This is a genomic window from Streptomyces sp. CB01635, assembly GCF_002803065.1.
In the GTDB taxonomy this organism is placed as follows: Bacteria; Actinomycetota; Actinomycetes; order Streptomycetales; family Streptomycetaceae; genus Streptomyces.
The window spans coordinates 38020-64378 of sequence record NZ_NNBL01000002.1; the positions used below are offsets into that span (position 1 = coordinate 38020).

The 26359-nt window shown below is 70.8% G+C and carries 17 protein-coding genes and 3 tRNA genes; 13 read left to right on the top strand and 7 right to left on the bottom strand.

Features of this window, described 5'->3' with window-relative positions:
• The first annotated feature begins 47 nt into the window (after nucleotides 1-47).
• Nucleotides 48-953: a sirohydrochlorin chelatase gene (locus CG723_RS04195; RefSeq protein WP_100591867.1), complete on the top strand. Its 906-nt coding sequence runs from the start codon at nucleotides 48-50 to the stop codon at nucleotides 951-953.
• 33 nt (nucleotides 954-986) lie between these two features.
• Entirely contained in the window at nucleotides 987-2378 is a 1392-nt protein-coding gene (locus CG723_RS04200) for a deoxyguanosinetriphosphate triphosphohydrolase (RefSeq protein WP_100591868.1), read from the top strand.
• Here CG723_RS04200 and CG723_RS04205 read toward each other — a convergent pair.
• Nucleotides 2323-2727 carry a hypothetical protein gene (locus CG723_RS04205; protein ID WP_159032383.1) on the bottom strand — a complete coding sequence of 135 codons (405 nt, stop codon included), beginning with the start codon at nucleotides 2725-2727 and terminating at the stop codon, nucleotides 2323-2325. The two genes, CG723_RS04200 and CG723_RS04205, sit on opposite strands and share 56 nt — an antisense overlap.
• A gap of 140 nt (nucleotides 2728-2867) precedes the next feature.
• Here CG723_RS04205 and CG723_RS04210 point away from each other — a divergent pair, with 140 nt between their 5' ends.
• The 3 genes from CG723_RS04210 to CG723_RS04220 all read left to right on the top strand — a co-directional run bounded on the left by CG723_RS04210 (nucleotide 2868) and on the right by CG723_RS04220 (nucleotide 7642).
• Complete coding sequence (locus CG723_RS04210; protein ID WP_100591870.1) at nucleotides 2868-4142, top strand: NAD(P)/FAD-dependent oxidoreductase; 1275 nt, start codon at nucleotides 2868-2870, stop codon at nucleotides 4140-4142.
• 34 nt (nucleotides 4143-4176) lie between these two features.
• On the top strand, nucleotides 4177-6075 hold the full coding sequence (gene dnaG, locus CG723_RS04215) for a DNA primase (RefSeq protein ID WP_100591871.1): 1899 nt from the start codon (nucleotides 4177-4179) through the stop codon (nucleotides 6073-6075).
• Nucleotides 6076-6238: 163 nt separating this feature from the next.
• Nucleotides 6239-7642, top strand: a complete 1404-nt coding sequence (locus tag CG723_RS04220) for an RNA polymerase sigma factor (protein WP_100592546.1) — start codon at nucleotides 6239-6241, stop codon at nucleotides 7640-7642.
• A 149-nt stretch (nucleotides 7643-7791) separates the two neighbouring features.
• Here the strand turns inward: CG723_RS04220 and CG723_RS04225 are convergent, their stop codons facing one another.
• From CG723_RS04225 to CG723_RS04240, 4 genes are all read right to left on the bottom strand, one after another.
• A complete protein-coding gene (locus CG723_RS04225) occupies nucleotides 7792-9720 on the bottom strand; it encodes an ABC transporter ATP-binding protein (RefSeq protein WP_100591872.1) in 1929 nt (642 codons plus the stop codon).
• The gene (locus CG723_RS04230; RefSeq protein ID WP_100592547.1) at nucleotides 9720-11453 is read right to left on the bottom strand and encodes an ABC transporter ATP-binding protein; all 1734 of its coding nucleotides are present in this window, start codon (nucleotides 11451-11453) and stop codon (nucleotides 9720-9722) included. The genes CG723_RS04225 and CG723_RS04230 overlap by 1 nt, the downstream gene beginning before the upstream one ends.
• Before the next feature lie 137 nt (nucleotides 11454-11590).
• Nucleotides 11591-13030: a xylulokinase gene (locus CG723_RS04235; protein WP_100591873.1), complete on the bottom strand. Its 1440-nt coding sequence runs from the start codon at nucleotides 13028-13030 to the stop codon at nucleotides 11591-11593.
• Nucleotides 13031-13117: 87 nt separating this feature from the next.
• Nucleotides 13118-13426 (bottom strand): YtxH domain-containing protein, encoded by a 309-nt coding sequence (locus tag CG723_RS04240; protein ID WP_100591874.1) that lies wholly within the window; start codon nucleotides 13424-13426, stop codon nucleotides 13118-13120.
• A 137-nt stretch (nucleotides 13427-13563) separates the two neighbouring features.
• On the opposite strand from CG723_RS04240, the gene CG723_RS04245 reads away from it, so the two are divergent.
• From CG723_RS04245 to CG723_RS04270, 5 genes are all read left to right on the top strand, one after another.
• A tRNA-Asn gene (locus CG723_RS04245) sits at nucleotides 13564-13636 on the top strand.
• A gap of 5 nt (nucleotides 13637-13641) precedes the next feature.
• Nucleotides 13642-13714 (top strand) — tRNA-Asn (locus CG723_RS04250).
• Between the two features lie 187 nt (nucleotides 13715-13901).
• Nucleotides 13902-13978: transfer RNA gene (locus CG723_RS04255), tRNA-Ile, on the top strand.
• A gap of 865 nt (nucleotides 13979-14843) precedes the next feature.
• Entirely contained in the window at nucleotides 14844-15383 is a 540-nt protein-coding gene (locus tag CG723_RS04260; RefSeq protein ID WP_100591875.1) for a hypothetical protein, read from the top strand.
• Nucleotides 15384-15814: 431 nt separating this feature from the next.
• On the top strand, nucleotides 15815-16699 hold the full coding sequence (locus tag CG723_RS04270) for a hypothetical protein (protein ID WP_159032384.1): 885 nt from the start codon (nucleotides 15815-15817) through the stop codon (nucleotides 16697-16699).
• A 1047-nt stretch (nucleotides 16700-17746) separates the two neighbouring features.
• Here CG723_RS04270 and CG723_RS04280 read toward each other — a convergent pair.
• Complete coding sequence (locus CG723_RS04280; protein ID WP_100591879.1) at nucleotides 17747-18784, bottom strand: rod shape-determining protein; 1038 nt, start codon at nucleotides 18782-18784, stop codon at nucleotides 17747-17749.
• Between the two features lie 206 nt (nucleotides 18785-18990).
• On the opposite strand from CG723_RS04280, the gene CG723_RS04285 reads away from it, so the two are divergent.
• A complete protein-coding gene (locus CG723_RS04285) occupies nucleotides 18991-20268 on the top strand; it encodes an MFS transporter (RefSeq protein WP_100592548.1) in 1278 nt (425 codons plus the stop codon).
• 378 nt (nucleotides 20269-20646) lie between these two features.
• Here the strand turns inward: CG723_RS04285 and CG723_RS04295 are convergent, their stop codons facing one another.
• Nucleotides 20647-20985 (bottom strand): CU044_2847 family protein, encoded by a 339-nt coding sequence (locus CG723_RS04295; protein WP_100591881.1) that lies wholly within the window; start codon nucleotides 20983-20985, stop codon nucleotides 20647-20649.
• A gap of 258 nt (nucleotides 20986-21243) precedes the next feature.
• Between CG723_RS04295 and CG723_RS04300 the strand changes: the two genes are divergently transcribed.
• Both CG723_RS04300 and CG723_RS04305 read left to right on the top strand, forming a co-directional pair.
• Nucleotides 21244-24918 (top strand): S8 family serine peptidase, encoded by a 3675-nt coding sequence (locus CG723_RS04300; protein WP_100591882.1) that lies wholly within the window; start codon nucleotides 21244-21246, stop codon nucleotides 24916-24918.
• Nucleotides 24919-25319: 401 nt separating this feature from the next.
• Nucleotides 25320-26192, top strand: coding sequence for an LLM class flavin-dependent oxidoreductase (locus CG723_RS04305; RefSeq protein WP_100591883.1), 873 nt, complete (start codon nucleotides 25320-25322; stop codon nucleotides 26190-26192).
• Nucleotides 26193-26359: the final 167 nt, after the last annotated feature.

Consider the following 26359-nt stretch of genomic DNA (forward strand, 5'->3'; position numbering starts at 1 on the left):
CACCGCCCCGCAACGACGCCGCAACCTCCCGCGGACAGGATCGGTTCATGACGGCGTCGAAACATCAGCGCGACGAGCCCACCGGCACGGCCCACCTCGACAGTACGGCGCAACTCATGACCAGGATCACCAGTCAGCTCGGCACCCAGCTGAGCCATGTCAGGCTCGACGGCAGCCGCCGCACGCTCCCGCAGGCCCCGCCCACCCCGCCGGCCCTGGTGGTCGTGGCGCACGGCAGCCGCGACCCGAGGGCGCTCGCCACGGTCCACGCCCTGCTGGACAAGGTGCGCGAGGAACGCCCGGGACTCCCCGTCCACCTCGGCCACATCGAGCTGAACGAACCGCTCCTGACCGACACCCTCGCGGGCCTCGCCCCCGGCCGCGCCGTCCTGACCCCGCTGCTCCTGTCCCGCGGCTACCACGTAAAGCAGGACATCCCGGGAGCCCTGGCCACGGCCCCGCACCTGACGGCCCGCGTCGCCCCGCCACTGGGCCCCCACCCGCTCCTCGTGGAAACGCTGTACGCCCGCCTGGTAGAGGCAGGCTGGGACCCGCGCCCCGACGCCCGTACGCGCAGGACCAGCGGCGTAGTCCTCGCGGCGGCCGGCTCCCGCGACCCCGACTCGGCCGTCGACACGGCCCGTACGGCCGCGCTCCTGGCGAACCGGCTCGGTGTCCCGGTGGTGCCCGCCTACGCGAGTGCCGCCGCGCCCACCGTCCCGGCCGCGCTGCGGGCGCTGGCCGCGAGAGGCAGGCACCGAGCCGCCGTCGCCGCGTACTTCACGGCGCCGGGCCGCTTCGCCACGCAGTGCGCGCAGGCCGCCCCCTGGATAGCCGCCGCCCCGCTCGGCGCGCACACGGCGATGGCGCGCCTCCTGCTCCACCGCTACGACACGACGCTCGCGTCCCCGGCGCGACCCGCTCCCGTACAGCGGCAGCTCACGTCGGCCTGACCGTTTGTCACCGCGTGCCTTTACTGTCAGTCCATGGAAGGCACGCACGAGACACCCGCAGCGAAATCGGTCCCAGCCATCCCTACCGCCCCATCGCACCCCATCGACCAGTCCGGCTACGACGCAGCGGCGGCGGAGCGCTGGGCCCCCGAGCCGGACAAACGCCCCGGCCGCACCGCCTTCCAGCGCGACCGCGCCCGCGTCCTGCACTCCTCGGCGCTGCGCCGCCTCGCGGGCAAGACCCAGGTAGTCACCCCCGGCACGATCCCCCAGGCTCTCGACTCCGCTCGAGCAGGGGGGACCCCCATCCGAGCCTGGGACGCCAGCCCCCGCACCCGTCTGACGCACTCCCTGGAATGCGCGCAGGTGGGCCGGGAGCTCGGCGCGGCGCTCGGCTGCGACCCGGACCTCGTGGAGACGGCCTGCCTCTCGCACGACATGGGCCACCCGCCCTTCGGCCACAACGGCGAACAGGCGCTGAACGAGGTGGCGCAGGACTGCGGCGGCTTCGAGGGGAACGCGCAGTCGCTGCGCCTGCTGACCCGTATCGAACCCAAGCGCTTCGTCCAGAGCGCCGACACGGACGAGCTGGTCAGCGTAGGCCTGAACCTCACGCGTGCCGCGCTGGACGCCGCGACGAAGTACCCGTGGCCCCGCGGCGGCCACCCCACCGACCCGGCCTCGCCCAAGTTCGGCGTGTACGAGGACGACCGCCCGGTCTTCGACTGGATCCGCAAGGAGTCACCCGAGCGACGCACCTGCTTCGAGGCGCAGGTCATGGACTGGTCGGACGACGTCGCGTACTCGGTGCACGACCTGGAGGACGGCCTGCACGCCGGCCACCTGGACCCGAACATGCTGCACGCCGAACCGGAGCGCCGTGACATCTACGCGGTCGCGATCGGCCGTTACGTGCCGGCGGACACGGACCCCGAAGAGCTCGCGGCGGCGCTCGACCGGCTCCTCGACCAGGAGTGGTGGCCGCACGGCTACGACGGCACGGCGGTCGCGCAGGCCCGCCTCAAGGATGCGACGAGCCAGCTCATCGGCCGCTTCTGCCTCGCGGCGGAGGGCGCCACGCGTACCCGGTACGGCTCGGGCCGCCTCACGCGCTACGAGGCCGAGCTGGTGGTGCCGCGCGAGGCACGGTACGAGTGCGCGGTCCTCAAGGCGGTCGCCGACCGGTACGTGATGCAGCGCCCGCAGCAGGAGCGGCTCCGCGCCGACCAGCGCATCGTCGTGGCGGAACTCGCCGAGGCGCTCACCCTGCGCGCCCCCGACGGCCTCGACCCGCAGTTCCGTGCCCTGTTCGACACGGCGGGCGACGACCGCTCCCGCAAGCGCGTGATCGTCGACCAGATCTCCTCCCTCACCGACGCCTCGGCCCGCGAGCTGCACGCGCGGCTGACAGGGCCCCGTCCATGAGGGCGTCGCCCAGCGGGGTGCGGCGGTGCAGGCCGGTGTTGCCGCGCCGCAGCGAACCGACGGGACCCGCCTCCCGCAGGACCGTGGCGCGCCGGCTCGCGGTGGACGCGGTCGGCCGCAGCAGCCGGGCCAACTGCACGGTCGTACGCGGATGTTCGAGGGCTTCGAGGGCTTCGAGGGCGAGCGCCTGGGGGGTCGGCCACCCCGGCGCGGATCCCGGAGGATGCACGAGGACGGGGTCGAGCAGCGGGTCGGTCAGCGCCACCGGTGACACGACGCAGAAGAACGACGGGGCCCGCACCGCGCTGCGCCGCGGAGCGGGGTTCGTGCGGATCGCGCTCCTGTGCACGGTCGTCGCCCTCGTCGCGAAACCGGCCATCGACCACTGGGCGTGACGAAAAGATGCCCTGTTCGGACCATGCCCCCTTCCCGCATCACGCTCCGTGCGGGACGCTCGCATATGGCGCCATGGCAAAGAGGAGGCATCACGTGGTCGACGCGGATCAAACGTTCGTCATTGTCGGAGGCGGGCTCGCCGGAGCGAAAGCGGCCGAGACGCTGCGCTCCGAGGGCTTCAACGGCAGAGTGATCCTCATCGGGGACGAGAGGGATCATCCGTACGAACGCCCACCCCTGTCCAAGGGCTATCTCCAGGGCAAGGAGGAACGGGACAGCGTCTTCGTCCACGAACCGGCCTGGTACGCGCAGAACGACATCGAGCTGCACCTCGGCCAGACCGTCGTAGCGGTCGACCCGGCCGTGAAGAACGTCCGGCTCGGCGACGGCACGGTCGTCCACTACGACAAGCTGCTCCTGGTCACCGGCGCCGAGCCGCGCCGCATGGACATCCCGGGCACCGAGCTGGCCGGCGTGCACCACCTGCGCCGCCTCGCCCACGCGGAGCGCCTGAAGGGCGTCCTCGCCTCTCTCGGCCGGGACAACGGCCACATCGTGATCGCGGGCGCGGGCTGGATCGGCCTGGAGGTCGCCGCGGCGGCCCGCGAGTACGGCGCCGAGGTCACCGTCGTCGAGCCCGAGGCAACCCCGCTGCACGCGGTCCTCGGCCCCGAAATCGGCCAGATCTTCGCCGACCTGCACGCCGAGCACGGCGTCCGCTTCCACTTCGGGACCCGCCTCACCGGCATCACCGGCCAGGACGGCATGGTCCTCGCCGCCCTCACCGACGACGGCGAGGAGCACCTGGCCCATGACGTGCTGGCCGCGATCGGCGCCGCCCCGCGCGTCTCGCTCGCCGAGTCCGCCGGGATCGAACTCGCCGACCGTTCGCACGGCGGCGGCATCGCCGTCGACGCCTCGCTGCGCACCTCCGACCCGGACATCTACGCGGCCGGTGACGTGGCGGCCGTGCAGCACCCCCTGTTCGGGACCCGGCTGCGCGTCGAGCACTGGGCCAACGCGCTCAACGGCGGCCCGGCCGCCGCGCGCGCCATGCTGGGCCAGGAGGTGACGTACGACCGCGTGCCGTACTTCTTCTCCGACCAGTACGACGTCGGCCTCGAGTACTCGGGCTGGGCGCCCCCGGGCTCGTACGACCAGGTGGTCATCCGCGGGGACGCAGGCAAGCGGCAGTTCATCGCGTTCTGGCTCAAGGACGGGCGGGTGCTCGCCGGGATGAACGTGAACGTGTGGGACGTCACGGAGACCATCCAGGCCCTCATCCGCTCCGGTGTCAGGCCCGGGGCCGAACGCCTGTCGGATCCGTCCGTCGCGCTCACGGCGCTGCTTGAGGGGGAGGACGGGTGACGTGAGTGTCGGCGGGTCACCGTAGAATTCTTGCGTGGCAGGCAGGATCAATGACGAGGACGTGAAGGCGGTCCGGGACGCGGTCCCGATCGACGCCGTGGTGTCCGAGTACCTGCAACTGCGCAACGCGGGCGGCGGGAACCTCAAGGGCCTGTGCCCCTTCCACGACGAGAAGTCGCCGTCCTTCCAGGTCAGCCCGAGCAAGGGCTTCTTCCACTGCTTCGGCTGCCAGGAGGGCGGCGACACCATCACGTTCGTGATGAAGGTCGACCACCTCTCCTTCTCCGAGGCCGTGGAGCGCCTCGCCGGCCAGGCGGGCATCACCTTGCGGTACGAGGAGGGCGGCTACAACCCGTCGCACCAGCGCGGTGAGCGCATCCGCCTGGTCGAGGCGCACAAGGCGGCCGCCCAGTTCTACATGGACCAGCTGGAGAGCGCCGAGGCGGAGATCGGCCGTAAGTTCCTCGCCGAGCGCGGCTTCGACCAGGCCGCCGCCGCGCACTTCGGCGTCGGCTACAGCCCGGCCGGCTGGGACCACCTCACGCGCTTCCTGCGCGGCAAGGGGTTCACCGACAAGGAGCTCATCACCTCCGGGATCGCGCAGGAGGGCCGCCGCGGCCCCATCGACCGCTTCCGCGGCCGCCTGATGTGGCCCATCCGCGACATCGGCGGCGAGGTCGTCGGCTTCGGCGCCCGCCGCCTGCGCGACGACGACAACGGTCCGAAGTACCTGAACACGCCCGAGACGCCGATCTACAAGAAGTCCCAGGTGCTCTACGGCATCGACCTCGCGAAGAAGGACATCGCCAAGTCGAGCCGCGCGGTCGTCGTCGAGGGGTACACGGACGTGATGGCCTGCCATCTCGCCGGCATCACCACCGCCATCGCGACCTGCGGCACGGCCTTCGGCGGCGACCACATCAAGATCCTGCGCCGCCTCCTCATGGACAACGGGAGCGCCCGTGTGATCTTCACCTTCGACGGCGACTCGGCGGGCCAGAAGGCCGCCCTGCGCGCCTTCGAGGACGACCAGAAGTTCGCCGCCGAGACGTACATCGCCGTGGCCCCCGACGGCATGGACCCCTGCGACCTGCGCCTGGCCAAGGGCGACGAGGCGGTCGCCGACCTCGTCGAACCCCGCACCCCGCTCTTCGAGTTCGCCCTGCGCCACATCGTCTCCCGGTACGACCTGGAGACCCCCGCCGGCCGCGCCTCCGCGCTGGACGAGGCCGCCCCCGTCGTCGCCCGCATCAAGAACAGCGGCGCGCAGCACGAGGTAGCCGTCCAGCTCGCCGGCATGCTCGGCATCCTCGACACGCAGTTCGTCGTCAAGCGCGTCTCGCAGCTCGCCCGCTGGGCCCGCGACCGCGGTGGCCGCGGCCCCGCCCCGGCCCGCCCGCAGCAGTCCTACGAGGCCGCGGCGACGCGCGCCTCCGCCGCCGGCCCCGCCCTCACCCTGCGCAACCCCGTGTACGCCACCGAGCGCGAGCTGCTCAAACTGGCCCTCCAGCGGCCCGAGTTGGTCTCCCCGGCCTTCGACGCGTACGGCGTGGACGAGTTCACCGCCGCCCCGTACGCCGCGGTGCGCGAGGCGATCATCGAGGCGGGCGGCGCCGACCTCGGCACGCAGGACCCGCAGGCGTATCTCGTACGCGTCCGGGAGGTGGCGCCCGACGACGCGGTGCGCGCCATGGTCACCGAGCTCGCCGTCGAGGCGATCCTGCGCAGATCCGTCGACGAGGTGTACGCGGGCCAGCAGCTCGTCGCCGTGCGCCGCCGCGCCGTCGACCGGCGCATCCGCGACGTACAGGGCTCCCTGACCCGCCTGGGCACGCACGGCGACCCGGCGCGCCTGTCCGCCGTCCAGGAGGAGCTGATGGTCCTCCAGCGCTACGACAGGGCACTGCAGGACCTCGGCGCGCAGGCGCTCTGACCGCTGCGCCCCGCGGGCCCGTGACGAGGGTCCGCCCGGCCGGTTTCGGTCCGCCCGGCAGGGGCAGGCGTCGTGCACGGTAACCGGGCGGTCACGCACCGGACTCAAAAAGTCACCGCACGCCCCTCGTGGCAGCGTTGTGTCGTACAGCACACTGGGTCCGGTGCCTGAGTCCTCGGAGCGCGGCCGGAACCCCGACAACGGGTCCGACACCCCCGCGGTTCCGCCTATCGCGTACGGGACGGACAGCGGTGTGGCCGCCGTCGCCGATCCCGGTGTACCCCTGCCGCACGCCTCAGCAGCGATCACCTTGGAGGTCGCCCCCGTGCAGACCCAGACCCTCAGCCAGACCGGTGCCGCGCGTCAGAGCGCACAGGGCGCCCCCGCGCCGGACACGGACGGAGAGGCACTCCCGGCCGTCCCCCAGCAGAGGGGGCCGGAGAACCACCCGGACTCCGACCCGCCCGACGATCCCGCCGACGCCCCTCTGACGTCCGGCGCCGCCGAACTGCCGGAACCGGAGCCAGAGCCAGGGCCCGAGTCGGAGACGGAGCCGCGGGAGGCCGGGCCCCGCCCGCCCGTCGCCCTCCTCCTCGACACCGTGGAAGCCGAGACTCCCGAGCCCCCTGCCTCCCGCAGCCGCACCGACACCGGCGGCCCGTCCTCGGACCTGTTCCGCCAGTACCTGCGCGAGATCGGACGGATCCCGCTGCTCACGGCCGCGGAGGAGGTCGACCTGGCCCGCAAGGTCGAGGCCGGACTCTTCGCCGAGGAGAAGCTGACGGGCACCCCCGACCCCGACTCCCAGCTCGCCATCGACCTCGACAAACTCGTCGTCATGGGCCGGATGGCGAAGCGCCGCCTCATCGAGGCCAACCTCCGCCTGGTCGTCTCGGTCGCCAAGCGCTACGTGGGCCGCGGCCTGACCATGCTGGACCTGGTCCAGGAGGGAAACCTCGGCCTGATCAGGGCGGTCGAGAAGTTCGACTACGCCCGCGGCTACAAGTTCTCGACGTACGCGACCTGGTGGATCCGGCAGGCCATGTCGCGGGCCCTCGCCGACCAGGCCCGCACGATCCGCGTCCCGGTGCACGTCGTCGAGCTGATCAACCGGGTCGTCCGCGTCCAGCGCCGCATGCTCCAGGAACGCGGCTACGAACCCACCCCGGAAGAGGTCGCCGCCCACCTCGAACTCGCGCCCGAGCGGGTCAGCGAAGTCCTGCGCCTGGCCCAGGAACCGGTGTCGCTGCACGCGCCGGTGGGCGAGGAGGACGATGTCGCGCTGGGCGACCTGATCGAGGACGGCGACGCGACGTCCCCCGTCGAATCGGCCGCGTTCCTCCTCCTGCGCCAACACCTGGAGGCGGTCCTCTCGACCCTCGGCGAACGCGAACGCAAGGTGGTCCAGCTCCGCTACGGCCTGGCGGACGGCCGCCCTCGCACGCTGGAGGAGATCGGCCGCATCTTCGGGGTGACCCGCGAACGCATCCGCCAGATCGAGTCCAAGACCCTCAACAAGCTGCGCGACCACGCGTTCGCCGACCAACTGCGTGGCTATCTGGACTGATGGTGGCGCGGGGCTGTGACATGTGCGGCTCCGCCGCGTGGGCGCGCTCAACCCCCACGACCCGCACAGAGAACCATCAGGGGCGCGGGGAACTGCGCAAACAAGCCACGAACGACCCGCACGCAGAACCCCGCCGCCCCATGACGCGCCTAGTCCACCTCGGCAACGGCCTGCGCGAACTGCGCGTTGTACAGCCGCTCATACGCCCCACCGGCAGCGCGCAGCGCCTCGTGCGTGCCCTGCTCCACGATGTCCCCGTTCTCCATCACCAGGATGGTGTCGGCATCGCGGATCGTGGACAGCCGGTGGGCGATGACAAAGCTGGTCCGCCCGTGCGCGAGCCGCGCCATCGCCGTCTGGATGAGCACCTCGGTACGGGTGTCGACCGAGCTCGTCGCCTCGTCGAGGACGAGTATCACCGGGTCCGAAAGGAACGCGCGCGCGATGGTGATGAGCTGCTTCTCACCGGCGCTGACGCCCGCCCCCTCATCGTCGATCACGGTGTCGTAGCCCTCGGGCAGCGTCCGGATGAACCGGTCCGCGTGGGCGGCCCGTGCCGCCTCCTCTATCTGCTCCCGCGTGACGTCCTTGGTGGCGCCGTACGCGATGTTGTCCGCGATCGTGCCGCCGAACAGCCACGTGTCCTGGAGCACCATGCCGATCCCGGAACGGAGTTCGTCGCGCGACATCTTCGCCACGTCGACCCCGTCGAGGGTGATGCGCCCGCCGGTCACCTCGTAGAAGCGGAGCAGCAGGTTGACCAGCGTCGTCTTGCCGGCGCCCGTCGGGCCCACGATGGCGACGGTGTGACCCGGCTCCACGGCGAGCGACAGGTCCTCGATGAGCGGCTTGTCCTGCTCGTAGCGGAACGACACGTTCTCGAACTCGACGAGCCCGCGCAGCAGATCGGGCTTCTCGCTCGGCACCGGGTCGGCCTCCTGCTCGTCCGCGTCGAGCAGTTCGAAGATCCGCTCGGCCGACGCGACGCCCGACTGCACCAGGTTCGCCATCGAGGCGACCTGCGTCAGCGGCATGGAGAACTGCCGCGAGTACTGGATGAACGCCTGGACGTCACCGATCGACAGTGAACCCGAGGCGACCCGCAGGCCACCCACCACGGCGACGAGCACATAGTTCAGGTTCGACACGAAGAACATCAGCGGCTGCATCATCCCGCTGTTGAACTGCGCCTTGAACCCGGCCTCGTAGAGCGCGTCGTTCTGCTCGGCGAACGCCTTCGCCGACTCCTCCTGACGCCCGAACACCTTCACCAGGGTGTGGCCGGTGTACATCTCCTCGATGTGCGCGTTCAGCTTGCCGGTGGTCTTCCACTGCTGCACGAACTGCGGCTGCGACCGCTTGCCGACCCGCGTCGCGATCAGGAACGACAGCGGCACCGTCACCAGCGCCACCAGCGCGAGCAGCGGCGAGATCCAGAACATCATCACCAGCACGCCGATGATGGTGAGCAGCGAGTTGATGAGCTGGCCCATCGTCTGCTGGAGCGTCTGCCCGATGTTGTCGATGTCGTTCGTGGCGCGGCTGAGGACCTCACCGCGCTGCCGCTTGTCGAAGTACGACAGCGGAAGGCGCGACAGCTTCGCCTGGATGTCCTCGCGCATCCGGAAGACGGTCTTGTTGAGCGCCCGGTTCGACAGCCGCGTCGCCACGGCCATCAGGAGACCGGCCCCCAGGAACGTACAGAGGGCGAGTCCCAGCACGGAGCCCACGGCGTCGAAGTCGATGCCCTGGCCGGGCGTGAAGTCGATCCCGGAGAGCATGTCGGCGACCCCGGAGTCACCCTTGGCCCGCATCCCCGCGATGACCTGCGCCTTGCTGCTCCCGGACGGCATCTCACGCCCGATGATGCCCGCGAAGACCAGGTCGGTCGCCCGGCCCAGGATCTTCGGGCCCAGCACCGACAGGCCCACACTCAGGACGACGCACGCGACCATCGCGAGCATCGTCGTCTTCTCGGGCCTGAACTGCCTGATGAGCCGCTTGCCCGAGCCCTTGAAGTCCATCGAACGCTGGTCGGGGCCGCCCCCGCCCATCATCCGCCCGCCTGGCCCCGCCATCAGGCCGCCTCCGCTTCCGTCAGCTGGGAGAGAACGATCTCCCGGTACGTCTCATTGCCGGCCATCAGCTCGTGATGGGTGCCGGTGCCCACGACATGGCCCTCGTCGAGGACCACGATGCGGTCCGCGTCGCGGATGGTGGAGACCCGCTGGGCCACGATCACCACGGTCGCCTCGGCGGTCTCGTGCCCCAGCGCGGCCCGCAGCGCGGCGTCCGTCGCGTAGTCGAGCGCGGAGAACGAGTCGTCGAAGAGATAGATCTCGGGCCGCTGTACCAGCGTCCGCGCGATCGCGAGCCGCTGGCGCTGACCGCCGGACACATTGGTGCCGCCCTGCGCGATCGGGGAGTCGAGCCCGTTCTCCAGCTTCTTCACGAAGTCCTTGGCCTGCGCCACCTCCAGGGCGTGCCACAGGTCCTCGTCACTCGCGTCCGGATTGCCGTACCGCAGATTCGTCGCGACGGTCCCCGCGAAGAGGTACGGCTTCTGCGGCACGAGCCCGACGGTCCTGGCGAGGAGCGCCGGCTCGATGGTGCGCACGTCGACGCCGTCCACCAGGACCTCGCCGTCGGTCGCGTCGAACAGCCGCGGCACCAGGCCGAGGAGGGTGGACTTGCCGCTGCCGGTCGAGCCGATGACGGCGGTCGTCTCACCGGGGCGCGCGGTGACCTGGATGGCCTTGAGCACGGGCTCCTCGGCACCCGGGTAGCGGAAGCCCGCGTCCCGGATCTCCAGATGACCGTGGCGGCGCAGCTCCCGCACCGGCGCGGACGGCGGCACGACGCTGGACTCGGTGGAGAGGATCTCCTGGATGCGCTCGGCACAGACCTCGGCGCGCGGCACCATCATGAACATGAAGGTGGCCATCATGACGCTCATCACGATCTGCATCAGATAGGCGAGGAACGCGGTGAGCGCGCCGATCTGCATGCCGCCGCTGTCGATGCGGTGCGCGCCGAACCAGACGACGGCGATCGACGAAATGTTCACCACGGTCATGACGATCGGGAACATCAGCGCGAGGAGCTTGCCGGTACCGAGGGAGACCGCGGTCAGATCGGCGTTGGCCTCGCGGAAGCGCTCCTTCTCGTAGTCGTCGCGTACGAAGGCGCGGATGACGCGGTTACCGGTGATCTGCTCGCGCAGCACCCGGTTCACCGTGTCGAGCCGCACCTGCATGGTGCGGAACAGCGGGCGCAGGCGGCGCACGATCAGGCTGACGCTGATTCCGAGGACCGGGACCACGGCGAGCAGCACGCCGGACAGGGGCACGTCCTGGCCCAGCGCCATGACGATGCCGCCGACGCACATGATCGGCGCCGACACCATCAGCGTGAACGTCATGAGCGTGAGCATCTGGACCTGCTGCACGTCGTTCGTCGTGCGGGTGATCAGGGACGGCGCCCCGAACTGGCCCATCTCGCGTGCCGAGAAGGACTGCACGCGGTCGAACACGGAGGCCCGGACGTCCCGTCCGAGCGCGGACGCGGTGCGGGCGCCGTAGTACACGGCGCCGATGTTGCAGACCATCTGGACCACGGTGATCGCGATCATGATGGCCCCGAAGGCCAGGATGTAGCCCGTGTCCCCCTTCACGACACCGTTGTCAATGATGTCCGCGTTGAGGGTGGGCAGGTAGAGCGAGGCGCAGGTCTGCAGAAACTGCAGCAGCACCAGCACGCCGATGGGTTTCTTGTACGGACTGAGGTACGTCCGAAGGAGTCGTATGAGCACGCTCGGTCTCTCGAAGTCGGCCGACATGACGGGGGTCAGTGATGCACGACCCCCATCGTCCGACACTCCACCCGCGTTACCTCAACCGATTTAGCCAAGTCCGCGCCAAGAAACCCACGTGGAGCGGGACGAAACGCTCATGCCCCCACGGAATCGAAGGCTCCGGGGTGCGTCTGCTCCCGTACGGCGGTGAACTGCTGGCGCACCGCCTGCCCGACGGGCAGTTCCTCGCCCGGCTCCAGAACCTGCGCGGCCGCGCCCTGCCACTGCGGCAGCTGACCGCTCAGCGCCCACGCCGCCTGCCGCGCCGCACCGAGCGCCGCGTAGTCCGCGGGCTGCGGCACCACGACCTGCGTCCCGAACAGCATCGGCGCCGCCGCCTGCACCGCCGGCAGCTCGGCCGCCGCTCCGAGCAGGAACACCCGCCGCACCCCGACCCCACGCGCCCGCAGTACGTCCATGGCGTCCCCGAGCCCGCACAGCATGCCCTCGAACGCGGCCCGCGCGAGATGCTCCGGCTTCATCGACTCCCGCCGCAGCCCGCTCAGGGTGCCCGCGGTGTGCGGCAGACTCGGTGTCTTCTCGCCCTCCAGATACGGCAGCATGACCAGCCCGTGCGAACCGGGGGTCGACTTCATCGCCAGGTCGGACAGCTCCTCGATCCCGGAGAGCCCGAGCATGTCGGCCGTACCGCGCAGGGTCCGCACCGCATTGAGCGTATGGACGACGGGCAGATGCATGCCGGTCGCGTCGGCGAGCGAGGTGATCGTCCCGGACGGATCGACGAGTGCCTCGTGGTGCACCGCCATGACCGACCCCGAGGCGCCGAGTGACACCACGGCGTCGCCCTGCCGCACCCCGAGCCCGAACGCCGCGGCCATCGTCTCGCCCGTACCGGCAGAGATGATCAGCCCCTCCGGAGTGGTGCCCGCCGCGTCCCCGGGGCCGAGCACCTCCGGCAGCATCGCCTGGTGCCCGAGTGCCAGCTCGACCAGGTCAGGCCGGTACGAGCCGCTCGCCGCCGACCAGTAGCCGGTGCCCGAGGCGCCGCCCCGGTCGGTGGTCCGCCGCGAGGGCCGGCCGAGGAGCTGCCACACCAGCCAGTCGTGGGCCTGGAGCACGAGCGCGACCCGCTGCGCGGCCTCCGGCTCGTGCTTCGCCAGCCACCGCAGCTTCGTCACCGGATGCGCGGCCTGCGGCACACACCCGACGGCCTGCGCCCACGCCTCGCGCCCGCCGAGCCGGTCGATGAGATCCGCGGCCGAGGCCTGCGTCCGCTTGTCGCCCCCTGGCATTGCGGGGCGCACGGTGTTGCCCTGCGCGTCCAGCGGCACCAGCGCGTTCTGCTGCGTGGAAACTCCGATGGCCTGCACGCCTTCGAGCAGCCCGCCGCCCGCGGCCTCGCCGAGTGAGAGGAGCCACGCCTGTGGATCGACATCGGCGGGACGGCCGCCGCCCTCGGCGGATTCGAGCGGGTGCGGGGCATAGCCCTGCTTGAGCACGGCACCGGAGTCCGCGTCACAGACCACGATCCGAGTGAAATCGGGCGAACTGTCCAGCCCGGCGACTATCCCCATGACTGAATTCTGCCGCACTCCGCGGCGGCCCCGTCCCGCGGGCCGGGGCCGGGGCCGAAGACCCGCTGAGCGGCGGGGCCGCGGGGCTCAGGTATTGCTGGTGCCCCAGTCGTCCTCGAAGCCGTCGCCGCCCTGGCCGCGCTCCCGCAGCGAGCGCACCCGGCCGGCCACCGAGTCGGGGACCCGGCTCTCGACCTTCACGCTCACCGAGTGCATGGCCTTGCCCGCGAAGTGACGCGTCTGCTGGGCCGCCGACTCCGCCGTGTTCCGGACGGCGGGGTTCTGCGCGAACCCGCGGGCGGACTTCTTCAGCTGCTCGTACCGCTCGCGTCCGGCCCGGGTCCCGAGCACGTAACCCAGGGCCAGACCGGCGACGAATGTGAGCCGGTAGCGCATGGCTGTCACCCTTCCCTTGTGATCACCGGGGGAACCGATTGGCGGAGCACCCCCCTGCTTGCGCTAATGTATGTGTCGCAGCGAGCGCACGCCCCCTGGCGAGTGCCCAGGTAGATGCGTTCGATGCAACGAGACATTCCCCTGTAGCTCAATTGGCAGAGCAGCCGGCTGTTAACCGGCAGGTTACTGGTTCGAGTCCAGTCGGGGGAGCTCGATCTCCTGTAGCTCAATTGGCAGAGCAGCCGGCTGTTAACCGGCAGGTTACTGGTTCGAGTCCAGTCGGGAGAGCTGACGGACAAGACCCCCGGGGAACCCCCGGGGGTCTTGTCGTGTCGTCTTCTCCACCAGGTGGAACCGTCTGCGGGCGCGGCGAGGTCCTCTACGTCGAGCAAGGCCGAGCATCCGGAGCAGGAGATCGTATGAGCGGCTATGCTGCGGCAGACGGCGCGCACACATGTACGCGCCACGCCGTAACGGGGCGGTAGCTCAGCCGGTTAGAGCAGCGGACTCATAATCCGTCGGCCGTGGGTTCGAGTCCCACCCGCCCCACCAAGGGTTTCCGATGCAGGAACGTTTTAACCTGCGACACACCGGAGCGTCCGTCGTTCGGCGGACGTGATTACCCGTCAGGTGGACCGTCGGCCGCCCGCTGCCGGCCCGAAGAGCTGGCGACCGCGCCGTTGGGTGCAACCTCCGTCACCTGGCTCGGGGGAGCCGCGAGCCGGTCGAGCGGGTCATCGATGACGATGCCCCTCGGCGCCTCAGGGGCCGGGCAGGTGTGCGCTCGCTGATCTGATCGATCCGCCCCTGCGCCCCCTGCCACTTCTTCGGCCCGCAACGGATTCGCCGCCGAGGCGCTGCACCTGCCTGGACGGGGCGTCGCGCGCGGTAGGGGAGTGTCCGAAAGAACGGCGGCCGGACGAGAGGGTGCTCTCCCCGTCCGCGAAGAGGGACACCATCGACGTCGAGATCGCGGACGGTCGGGTCGCGAACCGGCCCGGTCTGCGTGGCGACGGCCGGGGCCGCCGAAGGCGCCCGGAACGCCCGGGGCACCCTGGGGATCACGAGGCAGCCGCCCTGAAGCGCGGTCTGCGTGGCGTCGACGAGCTTCGCCCCGACCGGCAGGGGGCGCGAGCGACTGCGCGCCACGCGGAAATCCGCGACACGCCGTCGGAGGCTTGAGCAGTCGTCAGCGAGTCACCTGATAGGGCTAACGAGATGTCAACTCGCCTGTAAATCAAGCCAATTGAGAGTCGATGTGAGTGCCGCAGTCGACAGGTGCCGCCGCCGGCATACGGCCACTCGGATTATTTCTCGCATTTTCAGCACGTCTTATAAGTGATGAATGGGGCGATTTATGTATCTTCTTTCACAGAGCGGCTGTCCGGCCGATCTCTCCGAGAAGGAAGAAACTGACATGAGCAAGCGCTCCATTGCTGTCACCGCCGCTATTGCCGGCGCTGCAGCCCTCGCCGCCACCGGCATCAACTACGCCGCTGCTGCCGGCACGGAGGCCGCCCCGGCTGCTCCGGCTGTTCGTCAGGCGGCTGCTCCCGCGGCGGCGCCCCTCGGTGGCGACTCCGGCCAGGGCAAGGAGAAGGAAGACAACAACTACGGCGGCTACAAGCACGAGGGACGGATCCACTTCAACGAGCGGTCCTACTCGGCCTGGTCGGATGGCTGCATCACTGTGGTCAGCGGTCTGGGCTCGCGTAGCTTCAACGTCCGCAACGACAGCAGGAAGACTGTTGAGGTCTTCCGTGGCGCGACCTGCGACAACGGGTCTCCCATTGCCACGGTCGGACCGTGGAGCACCAGCAACAGCATCGTGCCCCTCCGCCACATCCGCGGCGGCGTGTTCGTCAAGAACGGCGTTGTAGGCAGCTTCCGTGTGGTCGACGACCACCGTGGTGGCTACGGCGGCGGCTACGGCGGCGGCGGCAAGGGCGGCTGGTAACACCGGCCGCTGGAATAGTTGAGGCCCCGGCCCGCCGGAATCGGGCCGGGGCGATCAACGAAAGGTTATCCCAGCCGGGCACGCCGCGCCCGAGATGGCTGAATGCTCGTACGGACCACCTCACGGTCCGTGCCTGCATCGCGGTGATCTCGGGCGCACCCATGGGCATGTCGCGCTTCGTCGAAGGCGTGCCGAGGTATGCCCGGTTCCTCGGGCTCGATCGAGCCCTCCAAGTCGCGTCGGCTGTCGTCGGTCATGCTGCACATTCCGTATACGGACGGGGGTATACGAAACGGCGTCATGGCCGACCAGCCGAGAATCGCAATGGGTGGGATGCCGGCCGTGCACGGGCTGGGCATTCACCAGGCGGCGGACTGTCTTGCTCCGTCGATCCGTGACGTCGAATCCGCCCCTTCGGACTTGAGGGATGCATGAAAATGCCGCAGAGATCGCTCACGAAAACGAAGACAACGGCCGCCGCTGCAATCTCGCAAAGACTTGAAGAGACCATCGAAAGCTCCGAGTACTGGGCAAGAAGGATGCCGCGCGAGGCAGTCCGCCTGGTACGCAAGGAGCGCCTCTACGGCGTCGCCGCAGGAGGGGTCAGCCTCCTCACCGGCCTTCTGGCCTGGCCTGTGGTGGCCGAGTCCTCCGTGCTCACGGCGCAGGTTCTCATCTCCGGGCTGTCGGGCCTGGCAGCGCTGGCCATTGCCGCCCCCTACGCGAGCGGCCTGACTGATCGCGGCGAGGACTCCGTCAAGCTGGGCAGCGCGTACGGGGAAATGCATCGCGAACTCCTGCGCGGCAGAGAGCAGATCACCGCGGGATCCGCGGAGACTACGTCTCAACTGCCCGGATTCTACCAACAGTTCGACTACATCGAGGAACGCAGAGACTCCCTCGGAATTCGGCCCATTCCCTCAAGGGTGAGCGCGTCCGGCGTTCCGCTGGCCGGCGAGGTCGGGCAGCGAGAGCGGGCCGTTCCGATCGCACCGAGAAGATGCTCGAATAGGTCGGCACCCGAGGCGCCGGTGGGTAGCGGTCGTACCGTGGTCGTGGATCAGGATGCGGTCGCCACGCTCATTTATCTCGTGGCGAATCAGTTGGTGTCGCAGAATCACCTTCAGCCACATATCTGCGGGCAGAGTTCGACGGGGCGCCTCGAACAGCATTGGCAGCCCGCCTTGCCGTTCGACTCCTCACGAAGTGAGGACCCGGGAAGGCGTGAGGAAAACCGCCTCACGGCAACGTCTCAAGCGCTTCGCTCGAAGCTTTCCGGTCCGGCGGGGCCACTGCGACGATTCAGCCGTTCATGACGGTGCGTCCGGGCACGAACGGCGAGCGGTGCGGGGCCCGCGCGCTGCCGGCTACTGAGGGCCCATCGCCGGACCGGGCCCCGAAGACGTCAGCCGATCGGCTGAGCGGAAGTGCCCGGCGAGCCCTTGCATCCGTCACACGCAGGGGCTCGGCCCGGCTGAACCGAGCGGCGCGAGCGGCCTGGCGAGCCGCCCGGTGACGAGGCGGTCCTGGGAGCCGTATCCGTAGGCGAACCTGCGTGGTGCGCAAGGTACTTGGCGGCGTGCGGCCGGGACGGCCGGACGCCGCCGCAGTCCGCCAGGCCCCGGACAGGCCGTTCCCCGACACCGGTCGCGGCGCGGCCTCGCGTCACTGTTGATGTGTCCAGTCACGCGAACAGCGCAACGTTCCCACCGGAGCTCACGCGCGGGATCGGCCGGCCCGTAGCACCGTTCGCCGTATGGACTCCACTCCGATAGTCGTGCACCCGCCCGCCCCCACCGGGGGCCGACGGGTAGCAATCCAGGGGCACGTCGCCGGGATCGTCCGAAGTGATGCCGACCTCGTCGAACTCCTCTGCCAGGCCGGCGTGACGGTTCACAGTGCTCTCCTCGACGACGAGGCATGGGTGAAGTGGCGGGGAGGGCGAGCCCACCACTACGCGTCCACGGTGAACATCGTGGACGCGCCAAGGGCCAGCGAGTCTCCACAGCCTCCTCAGTCATGACGCTCCGCGCGTGCGGACATGAGCCGCCCCATGCCGGCGACCGGAGGCTCCCGATCGTCTGCCCGGGCCGGCCTTCGCCGCCGAGCTGATCGGCGCCGGTCGGCGCACCCTGCTGATGGGTGTGGTGGCGCTGGTCCTGTGCGTGGGTCTCGGACTCCTTGATGATCTGTGGCCACCCGGCCGGCCTCGATGGCCGTGCGCCGCAACGCATCCGTGGAATGCCCGAGCCCGCCCGCCTGAGCACCGGCCCCGGGGCTCGTTGCGCAGGCGGGCGGGCTCGGACCCGCGACACGCGACATCGAAGGACGTCCCCGCGCCGCGTCGAACCGGGTCGCCGGAATCAGCCGGCCACCGGGGTGAGGGTGAGGGGCTGGACCTTGCCCTCCAGCATCGCGCCGAGGCCGAGTACCGCGCAGATGTCGGGGCGTTCGGCGATATGGACCGGTACGCCCGTGGCGTCGCGCAGCATCTGGTCGAAACCGGGCAGCAGCGCGCTGCCGCCGACCATCATGATGCCGCGGTCGGCGAGGTCGGCCACCAGGTCGGGCGGGCAGTCCCGCAGGACCTTGCCGATGCCGTCGAGGACGGCGGTCAGCGGGGTGTGGATCGCGTGGCGCACGGCCGCCGTGTCGACCACCACCGAGCGGGCCAGGCCCGTCGCCACGTCCCGGCCGTGGATCTCCGTCGACTCCGGGCCGTACGGGGTGAGGCCATTGCCGCTGAGGGCGATCTGCAGGGGACGTACGGACTGGGACGGGAGCATCAGTTCGTGGTGCTGGCGCAGGTGCTGGACCACCGCGTGGTCGATGGCGTCGCCGCCGACCGGGATGCGCTGGGCGGTCACGATCGAGCCCAGCGACAGGACGGCGATCTGTGTCGTGGCCGCGCCGCACACGATGATCATCGTGCCTTCGGGGCGCTCCACGGGCAGGTCGCAGCCGACGGCGGCGGCGATGAGGGTGTCGACGAGTTCGACGCGGCGCGCCCCGAGCCCGACCAGGGTCTCGACGGCGGCGCGCTGCGCGAGCGGGTCGGCGTCGTGCGGGGTGCAGGCGGCGGCGCGCAGCCGGGGCTTGCGGCGCAGCGCGCGGCGCAGCTTCTCGCCGATGAGGTGGCGCAGCATGCGCTGGGCCATGTCGATGTCGATGACAGTGCCGCCGGAGACGGGGCGCATGACGCGGATGTAGTCGGGGGTGCGGCCCGTCATCTTCTCGGCGAGCTCACCGACCGCGATCAGGGCGCCGGTGCGGGTGTTGACGGCGGCGGCGCTCGGCTCGTCGACGACGAGGCCCGCGCCCTTCACGTACACCCGGGTCCGCGCGGCCCCCAGGTCGACGGCGAGATGGCAGCGGCGCAACTGCTCCAGACTGACGGTCATGGCAGATCCTCCCGAGAGCGCAGACCGTGACGGGTCGTCAAATAACGGCCCTCCTGAAATCCTGCGGCGGGGTGGCGCCGGGCGCGCGCTGGAATGAGCCGGGCGGGGTTCCGCCGGACGGGTGGTCTTGCCGGGCGTTGTTAGCATCCCGTGTGACCAGCACCCCGTCCTCGCCGGACCAGGCAGACGCCTCCGAGACCCCTGCGATATCCGCTCCGGCACTGGTGAAGGGCCCCGCTCCGGGTGGTCGTCGCCGGATTCTCGCCGATCTCACCCCGCTGCGTATCTCCGTCGACTACCGGCGCCTGTGGGTCGGCAACACGGTGTCCTGGACGGGCCAGGCGATGACCGCGCTCGCGGTGTCCCTCCAGGTGTACGACATCACGCACTCCAGCTTCTCCGTGGGCCTGGTCGGCCTGTTCTCGCTGGTCCCGCTGGTCGTCTTCGGCCTCTACGGGGGTGCCATCGCGGACACGATGGACCGGCGCAAGCTCGGCCTGTACAGCGCGACCGGCTCGTGCGCGCTGTCCGTGGCACTGGCCGTCGCGGCGCTCGCCGGCTACCACCGCGTCTGGCTGCTCTACGCGGTCGTGGCCCTCCAGGCGATGTGCGGGGCGCTCAACTCACCGGCGCGCACCTCGATGATCCCGCGCCTCCTGCCGCCCGAGCACCTGCCGGCGGCGAACGCGCTCAACTCCATGACGAGCACAGCCGGCAGCCTCATCGGCCCCATGCTGGGCGGCGTCGTGGTCGGCCTGTGGGGCTACCAGACGGCGTATCTGATCGACGCGGTCGCCTTCTCGGCGGCGTTGTACGCGATGTGGCGGCTGCCGGCGATGCTGCCGGACGCGCCGCAGGGGGAGCGGCGCAAGCGGGCGTCCGTGGTGGACGGCCTGCGGTTCCTGGCCGGGCGGCCCAACCTCCGGATGACCTTCTTCACGGACATGTGCGCGATGGTCCTCGCGTATCCGCGGGCGCTGTACCCGGCCGTCGCGCTGCTCTGGTACGGCGGCGACGCGCGGACGACCGGCCTGCTCGTCGCCGCTCCCGCGGTGGGCGCGCTGTTGGGCGGGGTGTTCTCCGGCTGGCTGGGCCGCGTGCACCGCCACGGCCTGGCGATCGTCCTCGCCGTGTGCGCGTGGGGCCTCGCGATCGCCGTCTTCGGCCTCACCAGAGACCTCTGGCTCGGCCTCTTCTTCCTCGCGCTCGCCGGCTGCGCGGACACGGTCTCGATGGTGTTCCGCGGCACGATGCTCCAGGTCGCGGCCCCCGACGAGATGCGGGGCCGCCTCCAGGGCGTCTTCATCGTGGTCGTGGCGGGCGGCCCCCGTCTCGGCGACTTCGTCGCAGGCTCGACGGCCGACCTCGCGTCCCCCGCGGTGGCGATCACGGGCGGCGGCGCGGCGTGCGTGGTGGCGGTCCTGCTGCTGGCCCTGAAGTGGCGCAAGTTCCTGAAGTACGACGCGAGGAAGCCGACAGCGTGAGGGCTGTCGGGGCGTCCCCAGTTCGTCACGAACTCCCTCGGTCCGTCGGGGCACTTGGTAAAGGCGTGGTGAGCAGGCGCAGGTCGGGGTGCGCTGTGACCGGTGCGCCCGGAACGTACGACGGCGCAACGGGGGATGCAGACGGCCTGGGACGAGTGGGAGCAGAGAAAGGGCGCCGCCCCCAGCGGCAGGCCGCTCGGATGCAGCTGAACGAGGCGGGCACCGCGGACGGTGACGGGGACCTCGTGGTGCGGCAGGACGACCTCGGCGCCGCTGTCGGTGATCACATGGACGCAGGCCACGACCTTGCGCCGGTCACCAGGAAGCCGGCCCCGATCCGGCGCCCGCACTCGATCCTGGCGTGCCGGCGCGCGCTGTTCACGCGTCGTCCGTGGCCGTGCGGTCCTTCGCCGACCAGGTGAGCTTCACCACCAGATGGCCCTCGGCCGTGCCCTTGGCGATCACCGCTCCTGCTTCGGCGGACATCTTCACGCCGAACTCGATCTCCACGCCGTCCGGCTTGAGCGGCCCCTCGCGAAAGACCCGCAGTGCCGACTCGGCAGCCGAGCGCGCCCCGTCGAGCGCGGACTCGAACGTGCCCACCGCCTGCGCCGTGGGCAGGCCCCCGCGCGAGACGAGCCGCACCCCTGTCTCGTCGGACGCCTCGAAGACCACGGTCGTGTGGTCCTTGGTCTCGTACTCCACCAAACCGTCCATGCCGCCCCCGTGAAACCGGTCGAAACGTGTGGCACATGCCTAACCCCATTGTGGCCGAGGGGCGTTGAGGCTGTCAGCCGCACGCGGACGCCGGCATCGGGGTGGCGTCCGGATTGTGTCCGGACCGCCCCCTGGCGGGAAGGTGCCAGGGCAGCTTCCCGCCAGCTCCCGTCAATGTCGCCGTAACAGTGCGCACTTCACACTCTTCGCAGCGCTCGGGTAACACCCCATACCCGAGGCCTACGAAGAGAGGCAACGATGACCAGAGGACCAGCGAGACGGAGCGCGGCCCTGCTGTCGGCCGGGCTCGCGCTCGCGCTGCTTCCGGGCGGGCAGGCCGTCGCCGGTGACACCGCCACCCCGGCGGCCCGCGCCACCACGCCCGCCGCCCGCGCCGCCCACACAGTGACCCTGGTGACCGGCGACAAGGTGACCGTCACCGACCTCGGCGGCGGGAAGAAGGCCGTCACCGTCGACCGCGCGAAGGGCGCGACCGGCGCCGTCAGGACCCAGGTGAACGACGGGAAGATCAGCGTCGTACCTGACGAGGCGCGCCCCTACCTCGCGGCCGGAACGCTGGACGCGCGGCTCTTCGACGTGAGTGAGCTGATACGCCAGGGGCTTGCCGACAGCAAGGCCGATGCGACGCCGCTCATCGTGTCGTACGCAGGCAAGAGCGCCCGTTCCGCCGCGCGCACCCCGAAGGGCGCCGACCGCACCCGCGGCCTCGACAGCATCGGCGGCGCCGCCCTGGACGCCGGCAAGGGCCGTACGTTCTGGAACGCCGTGACCGCCCCCGAGGGCAAGGACTTCGCCGACGGCATCGGCAAGATCTGGCTCGACGGCCGCGTCAAGGCCGACATGGCCGAGAGCAACGAGCAGATCGGTACCCCGAAGGCCTGGGAGGCCGGGCTCACCGGCAAGGGCGTCAAGGTCGCCGTCCTCGACACCGGCTACGACGCCACGCACCCCGACCTCGCGTCCCGCGTCACCGAGTCCAAGTCCTTCATCGAGGGCCAGGAGGTCGCGGACGGCAACGGCCACGGCACCCACGTCACGTCGACCGTGGGCGGCAGCGGAGCCGCCTCCGACGGCAAGGAGAAGGGCGTCGCCCCCGACGCGACCCTCGCCGTCGGCAAGGTCCTCAGCAACCAGGGATCCGGCAGCGAGTCGCAGATCATCGCCGGTATGGAGTGGGCCGCCAAGGACATCCACGCCAAGGTCGTCTCGATGAGCCTCGGTTCGTCCGAGGCGAGCGACGGCACCGACCCGATGGCCGCCGCCGTGAACTCGCTGTCCAAGGAGACCGGCGCCCTCTTCGTCATCGCCGCGGGCAACTCCGGTGCCCCCGGCTCCATCGGCTCGCCCGGCGCCGCCGACTCCGCCCTCACCATCGGCGCCGTCGACTCCGCCGACGAGGCCGCCTACTTCACCAGCAAGGGCCCCCGCTTCGGGGACAACGGGCTCAAGCCCGACCTGTCCGCGCCCGGTGTCGGCATCCTCGCCGCCCGCTCCTCGCTGGTCCCCGGCAGTGGTGCGTACACCAGCATGAGTGGTACGTCGATGGCGACGCCGCACGTCGCCGGTGTCGCGGCCCTGCTTGCCCAGAAGCACCCCGACTGGACGGGCGCGCAGCTCAAGGACGCGCTGATGTCGACGTCCAAGGAGCTCGCCGACTCCGCCTACGACCTGGGCTCGGGGCGCGTCAGCGTGCCCGACGCCGTGACCGCGGACGTCACCGCGACCGGCAGCGCCGACCTCGGCTACTACAAGTGGCCGTACGAGAGCAACAAGCCGGTCACGAAGACGGTCACCTACAGCAACTCCTCCGACAGCGCGGTGGAGCTGACGCTGACCGCGGAGGGCGCGGCCGACGGCGTCGTCTCGCTCGCCGACAGCAAGCTGACCGTGCCGGCGCACGGCACCGCCTCCACGACCGTGACCGGTGACGGCGCCAAGGCCGCCGTCGGGAACACCAGCGGGCGCATCGTCGCGTCCGTGGCCGGAAAGCCCGTCGCGCACACGGCGTTCGGAATGGTCAAGGAGGAGGAGCGGTACACGCTCACCGTCCATGTGAAGGACCGGGACGGCGCCGCGACGGCCGCGTATCTCGGCGTGCAGCAGCTCGTCGGGAACACCGATCCGTTCCCCGCCACGGTCGGTGACTCCGGCACCCTCCAGCTGCGCCTGAAGCCCGGCTCGTACTACGTCGAGTCCTACCTCGACGTGCACGGCAGCCACGGCAAGGACTCCCTCGGACTCGGCTACCTCGCCGACCCCGAGATCAAGCTCGACCGGGACCGCGAGATCACCCTCGACGGGCGGCAGTTGAAGGAGGTCAAGGCCGACGTCGGCCGGACCACCGAGACCCGCCACCTGCTCATGGAGGCCGACCGGAAGGCGGGCGGCGCCGACTACATGAGCGCGGTCCAGCTGCCCGTCAAGTACGACAGCATCTTCGCGGCTTCCACCCACAAGGTCACCGACGGGTCCTTCGAGTACCGCACCGTGTGGCGCCTCGGGAAGCCCACGCTCCAGGTGGACGGCCTGCGCGAGGCAGTCGTCCAGCCCGGCAGCAGCCTCACCGAGGGCCGCAGCAGGCTCGCGGTCGTGGATGCCGGGGCCGGCGCGCCCGCCGACTACGCGGGCAAGAACGTGCGCGGCAGGGCCGTCCTCGTACGGCGTACCGACGCGCTCTCCCCGGCCCAGCTCGCCCAGGCCGCGCAGGACGCGGGCGTCAAGGCGCTGTTCGTCACCGACGGCGCGGCGGGCCGGCTCAACGCCTGGTTCGGCACGGACGACGACACGGACCGGCCGCTCCAGATCGCGACGGTCGACTCCGCGGACGGCGCGAAGCTCGCGGCGGACGCGAAGGCGGGCCGCAGTGTCACGATGACGGGCACCCGCAACACGCCCTGGGTGTACGACGTCACCGACGAGCACAAGGGAGCCGTCCCGAGCGGCGACCTGACCTACCGGCCCCGCAAGTCCGACCTGGCCGTCATCGACGCCAAGTTCCATGCGGTGAAGCCCCAGGCGGGCGGCGAGTTCCGCTACTCGATCACCGACACCTTCCGCATCGGCCTCGGCTTCCTGCAGAAGATCGACTACCCGGCCGAGCGCACCGACTACGTCTCCACCGGCACCGGCCAGAAGTGGCACGAGTCCGTCCAGACGGGCCCGACCGACCTGGAGCAGCGCAGCGGCCTCATCACGTACAAGGGCGGCAAGCACTCCGAGCTCGACTGGTTCAAGCCGGTCTGGCACCCGTGGCTCGGCACCGGTCTCGGCTGGGGCCAGCAGCGCTCCGGCGACACCCTCCAGTTCAACGTGCCCGGCTGGGGCGACTCCGGCCCCGACCACACCGGCTTCGGCGACGTGTGGAGCGACAGCACCCAGACGCAGAACTCCGAGGTGTACGTCGACGGGGTGCTCGCGGACCGCAAGAAGAGCTCCGCCGTGTACGTGTGGGACGCCGACCCGGCCGAGCACACCTACAAGGTCGTCACCGACACGACGCTCGATGCCGCGCGCTGGAAGCTGGCCACGAAGGGCCACTCGGAGTGGACGTTCAAGTCTGCCGAGACCCCCGACGACCGGTGGACGTTCCTGCCGCTGCTCAACCTCGGCTTCGACGTGGACACCGACCTCGCGGGCAACGTGCGCGGCGGACACCGGGTCTCCGTCGGGATCAGCTCCGAGTACGTCAAGGGCGCCCCGGACACCGGGAAGATCGGCGGCGGCACCCTCGAGGCCTCGTACGACGACGGCAAGACCTGGACGAAGGTCGCGCTCGACGGGCACGGCGCGTCCTGGAAGGGCACGCTGAAGGTGCCGGGCGACGCGCAGTACGTGTCCCTGCGCGCCTCGGCGAGCGACGACCGGGGCGGCAAGGTCACTCAGGAGATCATCCGGGCGGTGGGGGTCAAGTAACTCTGCCTGTGCGGGTGTTCTGACCTGTAGGGATGTACTGACCGAAGGCCCGGTTCGGCAACCGCCGCGCCGGGCCTTCGCGTGCGTCCCAGCGGTCCGGGTGTCCACCCTGTGATACGTCTTGTCCGCCATGCGGGAACGCTCTTGTGGGTGCGCGGTGGCCGCGGGCAGGATGCGTCCATGGCTCCGGTACTCGTCTCGCGCGTGCTCGTCTCGCGCCGCCACGTGGATCTTCTGCGTGTGTCGACGATGCTCTGTCCGGCCGCACCCGGCACCGACGCCCTTTCCTGAGGCCGCGCCGGGGAGGCATCCCCTCGCCCGGCCCGCCCGCGTCCCGTGTCCTGAAGGCCGGTTCGCTCCCGCAGTAGTCCACGCCCCCGCGCGATTCCCGAGGTGTCGTCATGCCCGAGAACCACCCTCTGCTGCACTGGTACCTGCCGGCCCGCCGGCCCGCCGACATCGACTCGCTGGCTCCCACGGCCCTGGCCGCGGAGCGCGCCGGGTTCGACTCGCTCTCGATCCCGGCCGGCGGCCCCGACCCGTGGGCGCTCGCGTCCGGGCTCTGTCGCCACACCGAGCGGATCGGCTTCCTCGTCGCCCTGCCCACCGGGAGCGCGGGCCCCACCGTCATCGCCCAACAGGCCGACGCCTTCCGCCGGTTCGCGGGCGGCCGTCTGAGGCTCGATGTCGGCGCGCACGGCGCCGGGCTGACCCATGACCAGCGCTACGGGCGCACCGACGAGGTGATGGCCGTCGTGCGAGACCTGCTCGACGGCCGGCGCATCGACTTCCAGGGGGAGCATGTGCAGGTCGAGGGCGCCCAGCTGAGCGATCCGGCCGTCGAGCATCCGGTGCCGCTCTACTTCGGGGGCGAGTCCCCGGACGCCGACGGCATCGCGGCCCGGCGGGCCGATGTGCGGCTGGTGAGGAGCGCGCCGCCCGCTGTCGTCGCGGAGCGTATCGCCCGCTCGCGGGACCGGAATCCGCGGCTGCGGTACGGGCTCCGCCTGCGCCTGGTGGGTCGAAGCGAGGCGTCCGAGGCGCGGGACGCGGCGGGCCGGATCCTGGACGACGGTAGGAGCGGGCCGGCGCAGGACGCGGTCATCGGTACGTACGACGAGGTGGCGCGGCGGCTGTTCGCCTACCGGCAGCTCGGCATCGACGAGTTCGTCCTCTACGGCTGTCCGTCTCCCGGCGAGCCGGCCCGCGTCGCCGGCGAGATCCTTCCGCGGCTGCGTGCCCTCACGGACGCGGCCGCGGTCTGCGGAGCGTGACGCGCGGCGGCGCCGCCTCCCTGTGGGACCGGGGGAGACGGCGCCGCTGCGTTGACTCCGCGTGACCTCCGCGGGTCGGCGTCAGACGAGCCAGCCGACGAAGTGGACGAGGCCGGCGAGGATGTCGGTGATCAGGTTCATGGTGGCGCGTTCTCCTAGCGGTGTTG

Bases quoted from the DNA above. Each gene is read 5' to 3' on its own strand.
- CG723_RS04200 (WP_100591868.1), top strand. From the start codon at position 987: ATGGAAGGCACGCACGAGACACCCGCAGCGAAATCGGTCCCAGCCATC.
- CG723_RS04295 (WP_100591881.1), bottom strand. From the start codon at position 20,985: ATGGACGGTTTGGTGGAGTACGAGACCAAGGACCACACGACCGTGGTC.
- CG723_RS04225 (WP_100591872.1), bottom strand. From the start codon at position 9,720: ATGGCGGGGCCAGGCGGGCGGATGATGGGCGGGGGCGGCCCCGACCAG.
- CG723_RS04305 (WP_100591883.1), top strand. From the start codon at position 25,320: ATGCCCGAGAACCACCCTCTGCTGCACTGGTACCTGCCGGCCCGCCGG.
- CG723_RS04240 (WP_100591874.1), bottom strand. From the start codon at position 13,426: ATGCGCTACCGGCTCACATTCGTCGCCGGTCTGGCCCTGGGTTACGTG.
- CG723_RS04280 (WP_100591879.1), bottom strand. From the start codon at position 18,784: ATGACCGTCAGTCTGGAGCAGTTGCGCCGCTGCCATCTCGCCGTCGAC.
- CG723_RS04260 (WP_100591875.1), top strand. From the start codon at position 14,844: ATGAGCAAGCGCTCCATTGCTGTCACCGCCGCTATTGCCGGCGCTGCA.
- CG723_RS04235 (WP_100591873.1), bottom strand. From the start codon at position 13,030: ATGGGGATAGTCGCCGGGCTGGACAGTTCGCCCGATTTCACTCGGATC.
- CG723_RS04300 (WP_100591882.1), top strand. From the start codon at position 21,244: ATGACCAGAGGACCAGCGAGACGGAGCGCGGCCCTGCTGTCGGCCGGG.
- CG723_RS04270 (WP_159032384.1), top strand. From the start codon at position 15,815: ATGAAAATGCCGCAGAGATCGCTCACGAAAACGAAGACAACGGCCGCC.
- CG723_RS04195 (WP_100591867.1), top strand. From the start codon at position 48: ATGACGGCGTCGAAACATCAGCGCGACGAGCCCACCGGCACGGCCCAC.